General features: G+C 62.5%; 12 protein-coding genes and 1 pseudogene. 8 read left to right on the plus strand and 5 right to left on the minus strand.

The features are described from left to right. Positions 1–39 precede the first annotated feature (39 nt). Positions 40–1,416 (plus strand): magnesium transporter, encoded by a 1,377-nt coding sequence (mgtE, locus tag P3R82_RS19385; RefSeq protein WP_283194946.1) that lies wholly within the window; start codon positions 40–42, stop codon positions 1,414–1,416. 39 nt (positions 1,417–1,455) lie between these two features. Here mgtE and P3R82_RS19390 read toward each other — a convergent pair whose 3' ends face one another. The 3 genes from P3R82_RS19390 to P3R82_RS19400 are packed head-to-tail and all read right to left on the minus strand — an operon-like array spanning position 1,456 to position 3,968. Then, positions 1,456–2,079, minus strand: coding sequence for a L,D-transpeptidase (locus tag P3R82_RS19390; protein WP_283194947.1), 624 nt, complete (start codon positions 2,077–2,079; stop codon positions 1,456–1,458). 53 nt (positions 2,080–2,132) lie between these two features. Beyond that, on the minus strand, positions 2,133–2,294 hold the full coding sequence (locus P3R82_RS19395; protein WP_283194948.1) for a hypothetical protein: 162 nt from the start codon (positions 2,292–2,294) through the stop codon (positions 2,133–2,135). Between the two features lie 9 nt (positions 2,295–2,303). After that, on the minus strand, positions 2,304–3,968 hold the full coding sequence (locus tag P3R82_RS19400; RefSeq protein ID WP_283194949.1) for an electron transfer flavoprotein-ubiquinone oxidoreductase: 1,665 nt from the start codon (positions 3,966–3,968) through the stop codon (positions 2,304–2,306). A gap of 254 nt (positions 3,969–4,222) precedes the next feature. Here P3R82_RS19400 and P3R82_RS19405 point away from each other — a divergent pair, with 254 nt between their 5' ends. From P3R82_RS19405 to P3R82_RS19430, 6 genes are all read left to right on the plus strand, one after another. After that, on the plus strand, positions 4,223–5,011 hold the full coding sequence (locus tag P3R82_RS19405; protein WP_283194950.1) for an SDR family oxidoreductase: 789 nt from the start codon (positions 4,223–4,225) through the stop codon (positions 5,009–5,011). A gap of 212 nt (positions 5,012–5,223) precedes the next feature. Continuing rightward, positions 5,224–6,492 (plus strand): efflux RND transporter periplasmic adaptor subunit, encoded by a 1,269-nt coding sequence (locus tag P3R82_RS19410; RefSeq protein ID WP_283194951.1) that lies wholly within the window; start codon positions 5,224–5,226, stop codon positions 6,490–6,492. Continuing rightward, positions 6,489–9,605 (plus strand): efflux RND transporter permease subunit, encoded by a 3,117-nt coding sequence (locus P3R82_RS19415; protein ID WP_283194952.1) that lies wholly within the window; start codon positions 6,489–6,491, stop codon positions 9,603–9,605. The genes P3R82_RS19410 and P3R82_RS19415 overlap by 4 nt, the downstream gene beginning before the upstream one ends. Positions 9,606–9,769: 164 nt before the next feature. Beyond that, complete coding sequence (locus tag P3R82_RS19420) at positions 9,770–11,062, plus strand: Hsp70 family protein (RefSeq protein WP_283194953.1); 1,293 nt, start codon at positions 9,770–9,772, stop codon at positions 11,060–11,062. A gap of 59 nt (positions 11,063–11,121) precedes the next feature. Beyond that, positions 11,122–12,006, plus strand: a complete 885-nt coding sequence (locus P3R82_RS19425) for a uracil-DNA glycosylase (RefSeq protein ID WP_283194954.1) — start codon at positions 11,122–11,124, stop codon at positions 12,004–12,006. A gap of 138 nt (positions 12,007–12,144) precedes the next feature. Continuing rightward, positions 12,145–12,336, plus strand: coding sequence for a hypothetical protein (locus P3R82_RS19430; RefSeq protein WP_183899459.1), 192 nt, complete (start codon positions 12,145–12,147; stop codon positions 12,334–12,336). A gap of 176 nt (positions 12,337–12,512) precedes the next feature. On the opposite strand, the pseudogene P3R82_RS19435 reads toward P3R82_RS19430, so the two are convergent. Further along, positions 12,513–13,380, minus strand: a pseudogene (locus P3R82_RS19435) (hypothetical protein). Between the two features lie 222 nt (positions 13,381–13,602). Next, the gene (locus P3R82_RS19440) at positions 13,603–14,535 is read right to left on the minus strand and encodes a DMT family transporter (protein WP_283194955.1); all 933 of its coding nucleotides are present in this window, start codon (positions 14,533–14,535) and stop codon (positions 13,603–13,605) included. Positions 14,536–14,844: 309 nt separating this feature from the next. On the opposite strand from P3R82_RS19440, the gene P3R82_RS19445 reads away from it, so the two are divergent. Next, the gene (locus P3R82_RS19445; RefSeq protein WP_283194956.1) at positions 14,845–15,948 is read left to right on the plus strand and encodes a methyl-accepting chemotaxis protein; all 1,104 of its coding nucleotides are present in this window, start codon (positions 14,845–14,847) and stop codon (positions 15,946–15,948) included. Positions 15,949–15,962 lie beyond the last annotated feature (14 nt).

Consider the following 15,962-nt stretch of genomic DNA (forward strand, 5'->3'; position numbering starts at 1 on the left):
CGTCGGACGCTGCGGCGGATCGACGGAAAGGCGAGCTATATGAACATCAATCGCTTCCCTCTGCGGGCAGGCCATGCCGCCCGTTTCTTTGCCAGCGACAGCCTCGGTGCCATCACCACGGCTGAACGCGTCGAGCGTCTTAACGCGCTCGAAATTCCCGAAGCAGCGGCTATCCTCGCCACGCTGCCGCAGCAGAAGGCCGTCCGCATATTGGGACGCCCGGAGCTGCACCATGCCGCCGCGATGCTGACCGAAATGCCGGTCGAGCAGGCCGCGCGGCTTTTGAACGCCACCGCCAACGATCGGGTCGCCGACCTGTTCCAGGAAATGGACGACGATGCGCGGGCGCACCTGTTTTCCAAGCTCGACCGCGCGACCTGCCTCGCCGTTCAGCACCTCATGGGCTACCCGCCGCGCACGGCCGGCAGCATCATGACGACGGAATTCGTCAGCGTGCCGGCGACCTGGACAGTCGAAAAGACGCTGGAGCATGTCCGCAAGGTGGAGCGTTCACGCGAGACCGTCTATGCGATCTATGTTCTCGACGTGGAGACACAGGCGCTGACCAGCGTCGTGACGCTGCGCCGCCTCATCAACGGCGAGCCGCAGGCCTCGGTGCTGAGCGTCGCCCAACAGGGCGGCATCGTCATCGCCGATCCGCTGATGACGCAGGAGGACGTGGCGCGTCTGATCCGCAAGCACAACCTCCTGGCGCTGCCTGTCATCGGCGAAAGCGGCCACATGCTCGGCATCGTCACCGTCGACGACGTGATCGACACGATGATCGCCGACCAGACGGAAGACGCGCAGAAGTTCGGCGGCATGGAGGCGCTCGGAAAGCCCTATATGGCGATCAGCTTCGCCGGCATGCTGCGCAAGCGCGCTGGCTGGCTCTGCGCGCTCTTCCTCGGCGAAATGCTGACGGCGAGCGCCATGCAGTATTTCGAAGGCGAACTGGAAAAGGCGATCGTGCTGACGCTGTTCGTGCCGCTGATCATGAGCTCCGGCGGCAACTCCGGTTCACAGGCGACGTCCCTGATCATCCGGGCGCTGGCGCTCGGGGAGCTTAAGCTGTCGGACTGGTGGCGAGTGCTGCTGCGCGAACTGCCGACCGGCATGGTGCTCGGCTCGATCCTCGGCGCGGTCGGTTTCTCCCGCATCGTGCTGTGGCAGACCATCGGGCTCTATGATTATGGCGAGCACTGGATCCTTGTCGGTTTCACCGTCTTCTCGGCGCTGATCGGCATCGTGACGTTCGGCTCGGTCGCCGGATCGATGCTGCCGTTCCTGATGCAAAGACTGAGGCTCGACCCGGCCAGCGCCTCGGCACCCTTCGTCGCCACGCTGGTCGACGTGACGGGGCTGGTGATCTACTTCTCGGTGGCGCTGTTGATCCTCAGCGGCACATTGCTCTGAACGCGAAAACGGGGCCGGTCGGCCCCGTTCTCATCTTGCTCAGGCGGTTTGCGCCTGGATGACGATGACCTGCGCGCCGGGCAGCACCCGGTCGTAGAGATCGATGACATCGTGGTTCAGCATGCGAATGCAGCCGCTCGACATGGCAAGACCGATCGACTCAGGCTGGTTGGTGCCGTGGACGCGGAAACGCGTGTCGTTGCCGCCGCGATAGAGATAGATGGCGCGGGCGCCCAGCGGATTGTTCGGCCCGCCAGGCATGCCGCCGGCGAGCTTGCGGTAACGCTCCTCGCGGCGCTGCATGTTTTCGGTGGGTGTCCAGCTCGGCCATTCCGCCTTGCGTCCGACATAGGCGCCACCCGAGAATGCCAGCCCTTCCCGGCCGACGCCGATGCCGTAGCGCATCGCCTGGTTGTCGCCGAGAATGTAATAGAGGCGGCGGGCCGGCGTATCGATGACGATGGTGCCGGGGCTGTAGCTGGAGGCGTAGGTGACCTGCTGGCGGCGAAGCTCCGGATCGATCTTGTCGAGCGGCATGGCCGGCAGCGGAAACTTCTCGGCCGGAAGGGCCGCGTAATTGGCGCGTTGATCAGGACCGCTCGAGGCGCAGCCGGCGAGAAGCGCGGAGACGCCCAGAACGAAACCACGGCGGGAAAGCGACATCGAAGCAGTTCCTTAACGTTCGGTTGATGCGACCGAGGTTAATAAGATTATGGTTAATGAACCGCTAAGCGTGTGCCTTCGATCACGCATTCGTTAAGAGGTTGTGAGGTGCTTCTCGCATCCGTTACGCCAAGCTGCATCATCGTACAGAGCGAATGCGACAGGCGCGACAATTCTTCCAAACGCGCCTGCCTGATCGCAAGGGCAGCGCTCATGGCTATTCCTCACATATTCGGATAAACCGGCCCCTCGCCGCCCTGCGGCGGCACCCAGTTGATGTTCTGGTTGGGGTCCTTGATGTCGCAGGTCTTGCAGTGGACGCAGTTCTGAGCGTTGATGACGTAGGTCTCCTCGCCATCCTTCTCCACCCACTCGTAGACACCGGCAGGACAGTAGCGCGTCGAGGGACCGGCGAAGATGTCGTGCTCCGACGACTTCTGCAGCGCCATGTCCCTGACCTTCAGATGCACAGGCTCGTTCTCCTCGTGATTGGTGTTCGACAGGAACACCGAGGAGAGACGATCGAAGGTCAGAACGCCATCGGGCTTGGGGTAGTCGATCGGCTTGTGCTTTGAGGCCGGTTCCAGCGATTGGGCGTCGGTCTTGCCGTGGCCGAGCGTGCCGAAGAAGGAGAAGCCAAGGAGCTGGTTGGTCCACATGTCGAGACCGCCGAGCGCCACGCCAATGGCCGTGCCGAACCTCGACCACAGCGGCTTGACGTTGCGCACCTTCTTCAGGTCCTTGCCGATGTCGCTTGCGCGCCATTCGTTCTCGATCTCGATGACCTCGTCGTTGGCGCGGCCTGCCGCAATGGCGTCTGCGATCCTGTCGGCCGCCAGCATGCCTGACAATACGGCGTTGTGGCTGCCCTTGATGCGGGGCACGTTGACGAAGCCGGCCGAGCAGCCGATCAGGGCGCCGCCTGGGAAGGTCAGCTTCGGCACCGACTGGTAGCCGCCCTCGGTGATGGCGCGCGCGCCATAGGACAGACGCTTGCCGCCCTCGAAGGTGGTGCGGATCGATGGATGCGTCTTGAAGCGCTGGAATTCCTCGAAGGGATGGAGATAGGGGTTCTTGTAATTGAGATGGACGACGAAGCCGACGGCCACGAGGTTGTCTTCCAGATGATAGAGGAACGAGCCGCCGCCGGTCTTCATGCCGAGCGGCCAGCCGAAGGAGTGCTGCACGAGGCCCTGCCTGTGGTTCTCCGGCTTGACCTGCCAGAGTTCCTTGATGCCGATCCCGAATTTCTGGGGCTGGCGATCTTTTTGAAGGTCGAACTTTGATATTAGCTGCTTGGCAAGCGAGCCGCGCACGCCTTCACCGATCAGCGTATATTTGCCGAGCAGTTCCATGCCGCGCGTGAAGTTCGGGCCGGGTTCGCCGTTCTTCTCGATGCCCATGTCGCCGGTGGCGACACCGATGACGGCGCCCTCCCCGTTGTAGAGCACCTCGGTTGCGGCGAAACCCGGATAAATCTCGACGCCCAAGGCTTCCGCGTGGCCCGCCAGCCAGCGACAGACGTTGCCGAGCGAGACGATGTAGTTGCCGTGATTGTTCATCAGCGGCGGCATGGCGAAGTTCGGCAGGCGGATGGAACCGGCCGGACCGAGCAGCAGGAAGTGATCGTCCTTGACCTCGGTCTTGAACGGGTGATCGGCCTCTTCACGCCAGTCAGGCAGCAGGCGATCGATGCCGATGGGATCGACGACGGCACCCGACAGGATATGCGCTCCGACCTCCGCACCCTTCTCCAGCACGACGACGGAAAGCTCGGGATTGACCTGCTTCAGCCGGATCGCAGCCGAAAGGCCGGCGGGACCGCCGCCGACAATCACGACGTCGAATTCCATGCTTTCGCGTTCGGGCAGTTCAGTCGTTTCGGTCATCCGTCATTCTCCGCTCGGCCGGCTTTGCGGCCATATTCCCCGTGTATGAGGTATCTCTTTGCAAAACACGGAGGGATTGTCGAGCCGGGAAACGACAGCCAATACCCCATTTCGCGCAATGATATTCCTCTTCACAGAAGAACTACATGACGTTTACGTCAACGTCAATAAATGAGCCAGATCCTGCCATGGACGACCTTTCCTTTTGATCGTCGCGCGCCGTATAAACGCAGCGAGCAACAGGAGACTTCAAAATGGATCTGGGCATCAAGGGCAAACGCGCGCTCGTGCTGGCATCGTCGCGCGGGCTTGGCCACGGCATCGCGGTCGCCTTGGCGCGCGAGGGCGCCGATGTGCTTTTGTGCGGCCGCAGCGGCGAAACGCTGGAGGCGAACTGCAAGGCGATCAATGCCGAGGGCAAGGGCAAGGCCGACTGGATCTGGGCCGATCTTTCGGAGGAGAACTTCGTCGAGACGGCAACGGCAGCCGTCAAAAGCAAGCTCGGCGGCGTGGATATCCTGATCAACAATACCGGCGGCCCGACGCCCGGCACCACCGAGGACATGACGGCCGAGCGGCTGGAGACCTATTTCTTCTCCATGGTCCTCAGGGTCATCACGCTCACCAACGCGCTGCTTCCCGACATGAAGCAACAAGGATGGGGCCGCATCCTGACGGTTGCGTCCTCGGGCGTGATCGAGCCGATCGGCAATCTCGCGCTTTCCAACACGCTGCGCCCTGCGCTCGCCGGCTGGAGCAAGACGCTGGCCACCGAAATCGGCCGCTTCGGCATCACCACCAACCTGCTGCTTCCCGGCAGCATCCTGACGAGCCGGCTCGATGATCTCGACGGCGCGGCCGCCAAGCGCACGGGCAAGAGCATCGACGAGATCCGCGTCGCCAAGGAAGCGGCCATCCCGGTCGGGCGATACGGCAAGGTGGAGGAGTTCGCGGCGACCGCCGCCTTCCTGTGCAGCCAGCAGGCGAGCTATATCACCGGCAGCCTTGTGCGCTGCGATGGCGGCGCCGCGCGATCCCTCTGATCGCAAACGACAATCGGGCGCCAGCCACCGGCGCCCGACCATGGTTGTGTCACATTCACGCCATCGTCGATCTTTTTAGAACATGAGAACATTACGAAGATTTAAGCCATTCTAACCACTTAGTGATGCCCTTACGGGGATTGTGTCTTTTTCGTGCCGCAATAAACGTGGCTGAATAGGACATACTCAACAGCCCCCGACCGGTATCAACCATGAAGAAACTCTGGATCAGCACCTGCCTTATCGCCGCAGCCGGCTTCGGCGCGTGGCACTACAAGGATCGCATTCCCTATCTCCAGCAATTCGGACCGAAACCGACCGAGCAGGCCTATGCCGCCGGGGGCAAACAGGCCGGAAGCGATGGATCGCAACAGGGTGGCGACCAGGAGGGCAAGGGGCGCAAAAGCGGCGGGCCGACGCTGGTGAAGACCGTGGCCGCCGCAAAGACGGTGCTGCCGCGCGACGTTACGGCATCCGGCTGGGCCGACGCCGACGACAATACGACGATCGCCGCGCAGGAACAGGGGCTGGTGACCGAGATCATCGCCACCGACGGTGCCACCGTCAAGCAAGGCGATCTCATCGCCAAGCTCGACAGCCGAACGGCACAGGCCGCGGTCGACAAGGACAATGCGATGATCGTGCGGGATACCGCGACGGTCGCCGAGGCCGAGACGGCGCTTACCCGCGCCTCGGAGCTGTTGACGTCGAAAGCCGGAACGCAGCAGACCTATGACCAGGCGAAGGCCGCGCGCGACACCGCCGTCGCCACCGTCCAGGCGGACAAGGCGACGCTCGCTTCCGATCAGGTACTGCTAGAGCATACGGAGATCAGGGCGCCCTTCGACGGGCGCCTGGGCGACGTCGCCGTCAGCCCCGGCGCCTTCGTGACGGCGGGCGCGGCGATCGTCACGATCGCGAAATACGATCCGATCTACGTGAAGTTCCACCTGCAGGAGCGCGATCTCAGGCAGTTGAAGCAGGCGCTCGCCGCCGGTCCGGTTGATGTGACCACCGTGCCGCCGTCGGACAAGGGCAAGCCGCGCACCGGGCATATCAGCTTCTACGACAACACCGTCGATACCGCGTCCGGCACCATCCTCGCCAAGGCGAAGTTCGAGAATGCATCGGGTGCGCTGTGGCCCGGCCAGTCGGTCAACATCGTCGTCCACTTCAACGACAACGAACAGCAGGTCGTCGTGCCGACGGTGGCGGTGAGCCCCGGCGCCGATGGCTTCTACTCGTTCGTCGTCAACGACGGAAAGGTGCGCCTGGCGCCCGTGACCGTCGCCCGTGCGAATGGCGGCTATACGGCGATCTCGGCGGGCCTTGCCGAGGGCGACCATGTGGTCGTTGAAGGTCAGGCGCAGCTCATCGACAAGCAGGCGGTGAAGGAAGAATTCGATAGCAAGGCGATCAACGTCGCCGCGGCCGATCAGCCGAAGACAAGCGAAACCATCGTGGCGGGCGCGCAAGAATGATACCGAATTTCTGTATCCGGCGCCCCGTCGCCACCACGCTTCTCGCCATCGGCGCCGTGCTTGCCGGCATCGCCGGCTATCAGCTGGTGCCGGTGGCAGCCCTGCCGCAGGTCGATTTCCCGACGATCAACGTCTCGGCGGCACTGACAGGCGCCTCGCCGAAGACGATGGCGACGTCGGTCGCGACGCCTCTCATCAAGCAGTTCGAGACGATCCCCGGGATCAGCGAGATCAGCGCCACCAACTCGCTGGGGAACACCAGCATCGTGCTGCAGTTCGATCTCAACCGCAATATCGACGCGGCCGCCGCCGACGTTCAGGCGGCGATCTCGCATGCGACGCGGCAGCTGCCCGACAACATGACGACGCCGCCGAGCTATAGAAAGACCAACCCGGCCGACGCACCCGTCATGCTGCTCGCCGTGCAGAGCGATACGATGCCGCGCAGCAAGCTCGACGAAATCGCAGAGAACATCATCTCGCCATCGCTCTCCACCCTGCCCGGCGTCGCCGAGGTCTCGGTATTCGGGGCGCAGACCTATGCCGTGCGTGTCGAGGTCGATCCGAACAAGCTGCTGAACCGTGGTCTGGGGATCGATACGGTCAACAAGGCGATCCAGGCCGCCAATAGTCAAGTTCCCGTCGGCACCCTGCAGAACGACAGCCAGAGCATGACGATCAACGCCGACACGCAGCGTACCAACGCCGAACAGTTCCGCAGCCTCGTCATCGCCAATCCCGGCGGCGCGCCGATCCATCTCAGCGATGTCGCCGATGTCGAGGACAGCGTCGAGAACCAGAACACCGGCAGCTGGTACGACGGCAAGCAGAGCATCATCCTGGCGATCCAGCGCCAGCCGGACGCCAACACGGTCGCCGTGGTCGATGCGATCAATGCGAAACTGCCGGCACTGCACGCCGAGATACCGGGATCGGTGACGACGCAGGTGATGAACGATTCGGCCAAGCCGATCCGCGACGCGATCTCGGACGTGAAGTTCACGCTGTTCCTGACGATCGGCCTCGTCGTTCTCGTCATCTACCTGTTCACTGGCCATCTGACGGCAACGCTGATCCCGGGCCTCGCCGTGCCGCTTTCGCTGATCACGACTTTCGGGATGATGTATGTGCTGGGCTACAGCGTCGACAACATCTCGCTGCTCGGGCTGACGCTCGCCGTCGGCCTCGTCGTCGACGACGCGATCGTGATGCTGGAAAACATCCTCCGGCACGTCGAAGGCGGGATGCCGATGCTGGAAGCGGCGATCAAGGGCTCGGGCGAGGTCAGCTACACGATCGTCTCCATGTCCGTCTCGCTGATCGCGGTGTTCATCCCGATCCTTCTGATGGGCGGCGTGGTCGGTCGCATATTCAACGAGTTCGGCATGGTGGTGGCGATCGCCATCGTCGCATCGGCCGTCGTGTCGCTGACGGTGACGCCGATGCTGGCCTCGCGGCTCGGCAGCGGCCATAGCCAGCCACCCTTCTTCATCCGCTGGTTCGACGCCGGCTTCGAGCGGACGCTGCGCGGCTACGACCGCGCCGTTGGCTGGTGCCTGGCGCACCGCCCGGCCATTCTCGGGTTGTTTCTCGCCTCGATCGGCCTGACGGTCTACCTGTTCATGACGCTGCCGACGAGCTTCTTCCCGACCGAGGATATCGGCCGCCTCAACATTTCCACCCGCGCCCGCCAGGACATCTCGTACCCGGCGATGAAGGACCTGCAGAACCAGGCGGCGGCGCTCGTCAAGCAGAACCCGGCAGTCAACCACGTCATGTCGATCGTCGGCGGCAATGCCCGCAGCCCGCTCAACAACGGCACGATGTTCGTCGAATTGAAGGACAAGAAGGACCGGCCGCCGCTCGACCAGACGCTGCGCGAACTGCGCGCCAGCATCAGCAAGATCCCCGGATTGCAGGCCTTCATCACGCCGCAGCAGAGCCTGCGCTTTGGCGGGCGGCAGACCGCCAGCCAATATCAGCTGGTGGTCCAGGCGCTCAGCGCCGACCAGACAAACCTGTGGGCCAACAAGATCCAGCAGGCGATGCACGGCGATCCGCGCTTTACCGACGTGACATCGGACGCACAGAACAACGCGCTGCAGGCCGATATCAAGGTCGACACCGAAAAGGCCGCCGCCTTCGGCATCACCGACGACCAGCTGCGGACGACGCTGCAGGAAGCGTTCGGCGGATATGCGGCCGCGCAGATCCAGTCGACCGGCGACAGTTACGACGTGCTCGTCGAGTACGACACCAACGCGCCCTGGGACGATCAGAAGCTTCAGGACATCCGCGTGGCCTCGTCGAGCGGCGCGCTGGTTCCGCTGTCGAACTTCGCCACCGTGCAACGCACGACCGGGCCGGTGACGATCAACCAGACGGGGCAGCTGGTCTCGACCACGGTATCGTTCAACCTGCCCGCCGGGCAAGCGCTCGGCGATGCGACGGCGGCCATCGACCAGATCAAGAAGGACATCGACATGCCAGCGGACGTGTTCACGTCCTATGGCGGCACTGCGCAGATCTTCGAGCAATCGCAGGGCAATACGCCGCTCTTGATCCTGGCGGCGGTGCTGACGATCTACGTCGTTCTCGGCGTCCTCTACGAGAGCTTCATTCACCCGCTGACGATCCTGTCCGGCCTGCCGGCGGCAGCCCTCGGCGCGCTTCTGGCACTGAAAGTCATGGGCTTCGACCTGTCGATCATCGCGCTGATCGGCCTTCTGATGCTGATCGGCATCGTCAAGAAGAACGCGATCATGATGATCGACGTGGCGCTGGAGAACCTGCGATCCGGCACCGGCATGACCTCGTCCGAGGCCATCCACGAAGCCTGCGTGCGGCGTTTCCGGCCGATCATGATGACGACCTTCTGCGCATTGCTCGGGGCGCTCCCGATCGCGCTCGGCTCGGGCGCGAGTTCGGAGCTGCGCCAGCCGCTCGGCATCGCCGTCGTCGGCGGCCTCATCGTCAGCCAGGCGCTGACGCTGTTCATCACGCCTGTCATCTTCGTCGAGATGGGAAAGCTCAGCGACTGGCTGCTCAGCTTCGGGCGAAAGAAGACCGAAGACCTGCACGAGGAGCCAACGCGGGCCATCGCGGCGGAATGATGTCACGGGCGCCCATCGGCGCCCGTTTCATTTTGCGCTTCCGCGTCTTGAATAAGACAGACCGCTGTGGCATCACGCGCCCTCTTGAATTCGGGCGTCCCTTGGCGCCCCGGCGGAGCGATTGCTCCAGTCTCCAGCAACGATCGACATTGAGAGGTGCGAGCATGGCTCAAGCGCTAGGTCTGGACTTTGGCACGACCAACACCGTACTTGCCACCGCGGACGGCAAGACCACCCATTCGATGGGCTTCACCAGCTCGGCCGGTGAAAGCGACAGCATGCGCACGGCGCTGTCCTTCATGAAGGACGGCAAGCTCGGCGCATCGGCGCTGAAGGTCGAGGCGGGCCATGCGGCGATCCGCCAGTTCATCGACAATCCCGGTGACTGTCGCTTCCTGCAGTCGATCAAGACATTCGCCGCCAGCGCCCTCTTCCAGGGCACGCTGATCTACGCCAAGCGCCACAGCTTCGAGGACCTGATGGAGGTGTTCATCCGCCGCCTCAGCAATTACGCCGGCAGCAACTGGCCATCCGACGTGGCGCGCATCGTCACCGGCCGGCCGGTGCATTTCGCCGGCGCGAGCCCAGATCCGGTGCTGGCGACGCAGCGCTACAACGAGGCGCTGTCGCGCTTCGGCTTTCCGGAGGTGCACTATGTCTATGAGCCGGTCGCGGCCGCCTTCTACTTCGCGCAGAACCTGAAGGCCGATGCGACCGTGCTGGTCGCCGACTTCGGCGGCGGCACGACCGACTATTCGCTGATCCGCTTCGAGACCGTCGCCGGCCAGCTGAAAGCCACGCCGATCGGCCATTCCGGCGTCGGCATCGCCGGCGATCACTTCGACGCACGCATCATCGACAACGTCGTCGCGCCCGAAATCGGCAAGGGGAGTCATTTCAAGAGCTTCGACAAGATCCTTGAAGTGCCGACCAACTACTACTCCAGCTTCAGCCGCTGGAACCAGCTGTCGATCTTCAAGACCTCGCGCGAATATGAGGATCTTAAGAAGCTCGTCAGGACCGCACTCGAACCCGAGAAGCTGGAACTCTTCATCGATCTCGTCGACCACGACGAAGGCTACCCGCTGTATCAGGCCGTGTCGGCCACGAAGATGGCGCTGTCGGCGGCCGATGAAGCCGAATTCAACTTCTCGCCGCTCGGACGCGCCGGAAAGCGCATGGTGGCACGCGCCGATTTCGAAAGCTGGATTTCCGACGATCTCGCGCGCATCGAAGGCGCGCTCGATGATGTGCTCCAAAAGAGCAATACGGAAGCGAGCGCGATCGACAAGGTGTTCCTCACCGGCGGCACATCCTTCGTTCCGGCGGTGCGTCGCATCTTCACCGAGCGCTTCGACACCGATCGCATCGAGACCGGCGGCGAGATGCTCTCGATCGCGCACGGCCTGGCGCTGATCGGCGAACGCGACGATATCGCGCAATGGACAGTGCAATAGGCCGGGATGTGGCGGCTGCGCACTTTCATTGAGGCTCTGGCTTCGGTAATGTCGCGCCCATGATCTCCGTCCACGACCTCTCTCCAGGCGAACTCGCAGCACTTCTGCATTTCCATGCGGATGCCGGCGTCGAGTGGCTGCTGGAGGACGAGGCCGTCGATCGCTTCGCCGAATTCGAGGCGATGAAGGCGGCGCGACGCAGCGCCGCCCCTGCCCCACAGGCTCCGGAAGCGCGTGAAACGGCTTCGCGTGCGGCGACCGCCTCCACGCAGCGCGGCGCGGCTCAGCCTGAGCGCTCGGCGCAGCGACCACAGCCAGCGATCCCTGACAGCGAAGCGATCCAGCAGGCGCGCTTCGCCGCCGAAAGCGCGCGTTCGCTGTTGGAACTGAAGACCGCGCTCGAGGCCTTCAATGGCTGCAATCTCAAGCACAGCGCGCGCTCGACGATCTTTGCCAGCGGAGATGCTGCGAGCGGTATCATGCTGATCGGCTCGGCGCCCGGCGCGGAGGACGATCGCGAGGGGCAACCTTTCGCAGGGCGCCCCGGCCAGTTGCTGGACAAGATGCTGGCCGCGATCGGGCTCGACCGCGCCGGCATCCTCCTGACCCAGGTCATTCCATGGCGCCCGCCGGGCAATCGCGTCGCCTCGCCGGCGGAGATGGACATCTGCCGTCCCTTCATCGAGCGGCAGATCGCGCTTGCCGAGCCGAAAGTGATTCTCCTGCTCGGCAATTTCGCGGCGCGGGTGTTTTTCGGCGAAGGCGACACCATTCACGGCTTGCGCGGCCAGTGGCGAGAAATTGCCGCAGGCGACCGCGTCGTCCCCGCCATCGCCACGCTGCATCCGCAGGATCTCTTGACCGCTCCGGTCAATAAGCGCTTGGCTTGGAACGATTTATTGGCATTTCAGGCAAAATTGACGGAATTCAATTCTGCCTCCTAAATAGCCAACGTTGACAGATTTGCGACAAGAGCCATGCGCATGGCGCATTCCTGCCTCGTATTCCTATGCCTTGTGAAATCCATTGTGCGCTGCAATATTAGCGTTGTGTCTTGGGAGGAATCATAAGGAACCAAGGCCATGAGCAACACTCGTCGTCCTACACACTGCAGATTTGAAACCTTGAGAACCGCAAACAGCCACGGCCGTACCACGCAGAGCTACTGCCGCACCGGCTTCGCCGCCAACGAGCAGATGATCGCTCGGGGCACTGGCGCAAGCGGTCGCATCGTGCGCCCGGCCGCCATCTTCGCGGATTTCCAGCAGTATTGATCGCAGGGTTCGGCCATCCGCCGTCCCTGCCGTTTTCCGGCTATTCTCATGACGACCCGCCTTATCTCACTTCTTTGCAAGATCGACACCATCGAGCATATCCGCGCGGCCGTATGCGCGGCGCAAGCCTACGATAGCGAATCCTGACGCGGCGCCTTCGGGCGACACGCCAAGATCTACTGCTTTCCCGACATCTCGCTTGCCGCGTGAAACGCCTGGTCGACATAGGCGAACTTGATCGCCTGCCACTGGCAATATTCCTCGACGAACGCGCGCGATATCCAGAGCGGCGGCTTCTTTTTGTCGACGTCCCATCCCATGAAGCCGTCCTGCGTCGCCTTGGCGAAGAGGCGCTGCAGATGGGTGCGCGATATCATGAAGTCGGCCGCCAGTGCCCTGCTGTCGATCGGGCCGACGACAAAGCGGTCGGGATGCTTATCTTCCGGATCGATCCTCGACATGAGATAGTCGACGATAAGCCCGCCGGCGTCGTTCCACATGAAGAGCCCAACCCGCTTTGGCGGCTCGCGCCAGGCCGGATCGCGCAGGCAATCGCGCGCGATGCGCGGCTGCATCATCCGCATCCACCCTGGATTCTGCGCGGAACCGCTCCGCCCTGTCGCCGTCATCGAGAACGTCGAGCGCCAGCAGGTTGGACCAGACCCAGCCGACCATCGCCTGCTGCGCGGTCTCGGCCACCTCGTAGCGGCGCGGTCGCTTGCGCTCCTCGCCGGGAACGCAGGTAATGAAGCGATAGGTGGCGACTTCGTCGATGTAGCTGCGGATCGTGTTGCGGCTCGCCGCCTTGAAGGCGGTAATCTCGGATGTCAGCGCCGTGGCCGTCAGCCCCGACGATGCATCGCCGTCAAGGCGCTCCATGCTCAGCGCATAGGCGACCTGGGTCAGCAGCCAGCGCTGGTGCGACGCAAGCAGGCGCGCAAGCCTTGGCCCGGCATCGAACATATCGCGCATGCGGCCTGCGTGAAATCGAATACCCAAAATGAACCTGGGATCGGCTATCAGGTCTCTGGCACTAAACGGCATTTATCTCCCGGACGGCGCTCGACTTGCCCATGCACAAGCTCAGCAACATGAAGCCGCCACTTATTTTCAACATAAGAGTGTATAAATAAATGAAAATTGCTCATGTTTACAAAGCATGACGGGCGCTCGCGCGCCACCCTCAAATTCCGTGGGAACGTTCGCTCGGGATCAAAAATGCATGAGTTTTGCGACACTTAGCCACACAATTTCGTGACCACGTCGTTACGGAGAACTGGCCTTTCGCGCAGCCGACCGCTCGAGTTCCAGCTGATGCTCGCGGTAGATGATGAAAATGCCGGCGGCGACGATGACAGCGGTTCCGATCAGCATGCTGGTGGTCGGGATATCGTCGAACACGAAGTAGGCGAGCACACTGCCCAGAACGATGGACGAGTATTCAAACGGCGCGACGGTCGAGACATCCGCATGGCGGTAGCTTTCCGTCAGAAAGATCTGTGCAACGCCACCGCAGAAGCCGGCGGCGATGAGGTACAGTTGTGGAGCGAGATCGAGCATGTCCCAGCCGAAAGGTACCGTGAACAGCGAGAAGACCGAGGCGGTGATCGAGAAATAGAGCACGATGGTCGAGGTCTTTTCTTCCTCGACCAGCTTTCTCACCTGGATCATGGCAAGGCCGCCGAGAACGGAGGCGAGCAGCACCGTGACAGCGCCGATCGCCTGTTCCGTCTCGACGCCGCCATCGCGAAACAGCGTGAGCTTCGGCCAGGACACGATCGCCACGCCGATCAGGCCGACGAAGACCGCGCTCCAGCGATAGATGCGCACCGTCTCGCCGAGAAGCAGCGCGGCGAAGACCACCGCGATCAGCGGCATGGCATAGCCAAGCGCGATCGCTTCCGGCAACGGCAGATGCAACAGGCCGTAAAAGCCGAGTCCCATCGAGATGATTCCAAGCGTGCCGCGCTTGAGATGGCCGACCGGATTGGTGGTGTAGAACGACGTTTTCAGCTGCCCGCGATAGGCAAGGAAAGCCACGATCGGGAACAATGCGAAAAACGACCTGTAGAAGGTGACTTGGCCGGGCTGGATGCCGGCGCCGGCAAGCTTGATGAAGGTCTGCATCCCCAGAAACAAGACGACGGAGGCGATCTTGCATGCGATGCCTCGCATCGGATTTTCGAATACCGGCCGCATGTCAGAAACTCGCGAATTCACCAATTGAACGTCGGGGGATCGCATCGGATTCGATGCCTGCCCAATGTGCCAGCGGTTCGTTCGAAAGAACAGGATAAAACGTCGGAAAAGCGCGGTGTGCGTGCGGCGTCGGCCGGAAATGTGTCGTTTGCCCCTCGGAAGTCGGGGAATTTGGCGAAACCACCCAATAATAATTGGCGTCGATCCGCGCCATTAACAGTTTGAGAACCATAAACTCGCATTGATTCTCTATTGCACACATAGCTTTTCATAGATCCACAACTTAAACCTGTTTCAGGAGGCATGCTCATGATGCCGTCTACGACACCCGAACGCCAGCAGCCGGCGGCAACGCCGCGCTCCATGCGGGTCGTGACAGAGGGGATCGGCTCCGATCTCGAACGCTTCAGCGCCGACAATACACATGTCGTCAAGCAGATCAGGCTGCTGGCGATCAACGCGCTCATCGAAGCGGCGCGGGCCGGCGAGACCGGCAAGGGCTTCGCGGTCGTCGCCAACGAGGTGCAGCGTCTCGCCCAGATCGCCAGCGAGATCGCCGGCACGTTCGAGAGCAACGTTCTCGGCCGCATCGGCCTTTCGCGCCGAATGGCGGATGGGCTGGTCAACGAGCTCGAAGGCGTTCGGCTGACCGACCTTGCGCAGACGCTCGTTCAGCTGATCGTTCGCAATCTTTTCGAGCGGACCGCGGATGTGCGCTGGTGGGCGACGGACGCTGCGCTCTGGCAAACCTTGCAGGAACCAGGCGCGGAAAGCGCCAGCTTCGCGGCCGAGCGTCTCGGCGTCATCAACCGCTTCTATACCGTCTATCTCGATCTCGTGCTGACCGACCTCAAGGGCCGGATCATCGCGTCGGCCAATCCCGATTTCCAACGGCGGCTCGTCAATATCTCGCTGGCCGGCGAAGCCTGGTACAAGACGGCGATCCTTTGCCAATCCGGCAGCGATTACGTGGTCGACGAAGTCTGCAACAGCCAACTGCATGGCGGGCGTACGGCGCTGGTCTATGCGACGGGCGTGCGTGAAGGCGGAAAACTCGATGGAAAACTCATCGGAACGCTCGGCGTCTACTTCGACTGGGAAAACCAGGGACAGGCCATCGTCGACAAGGAAGCCAATCTGCCGCCTCAGGTCGTCGACCGTACCACGGTGATGATCCTCGACGGCGCCAAGAGGATCATCGCCTGCAGCAATCCGTCGCTGATGTTCAGCCGGTTTGCCCTGCAAATTCAGCATGGGCAGGAGCGCGGCAGCTATTACGACAACAACGGCTCCATCGTCGCCTATGCGAAGACGCTCGGCTACGAGGATTACGACGGATTGGGCTGGTATGGGGTGGTTGTACAACAGACCGAAGATGAGACCGCGATCAAATCGATCCTCAATCTGAGATAGCGAGGTCGGAGCTA

The sequence above is a fragment of the Rhizobium sp. AN80A genome, from assembly GCF_030053015.1.
GTDB lineage: Bacteria > Pseudomonadota > Alphaproteobacteria > Rhizobiales > Rhizobiaceae > Rhizobium > Rhizobium metallidurans.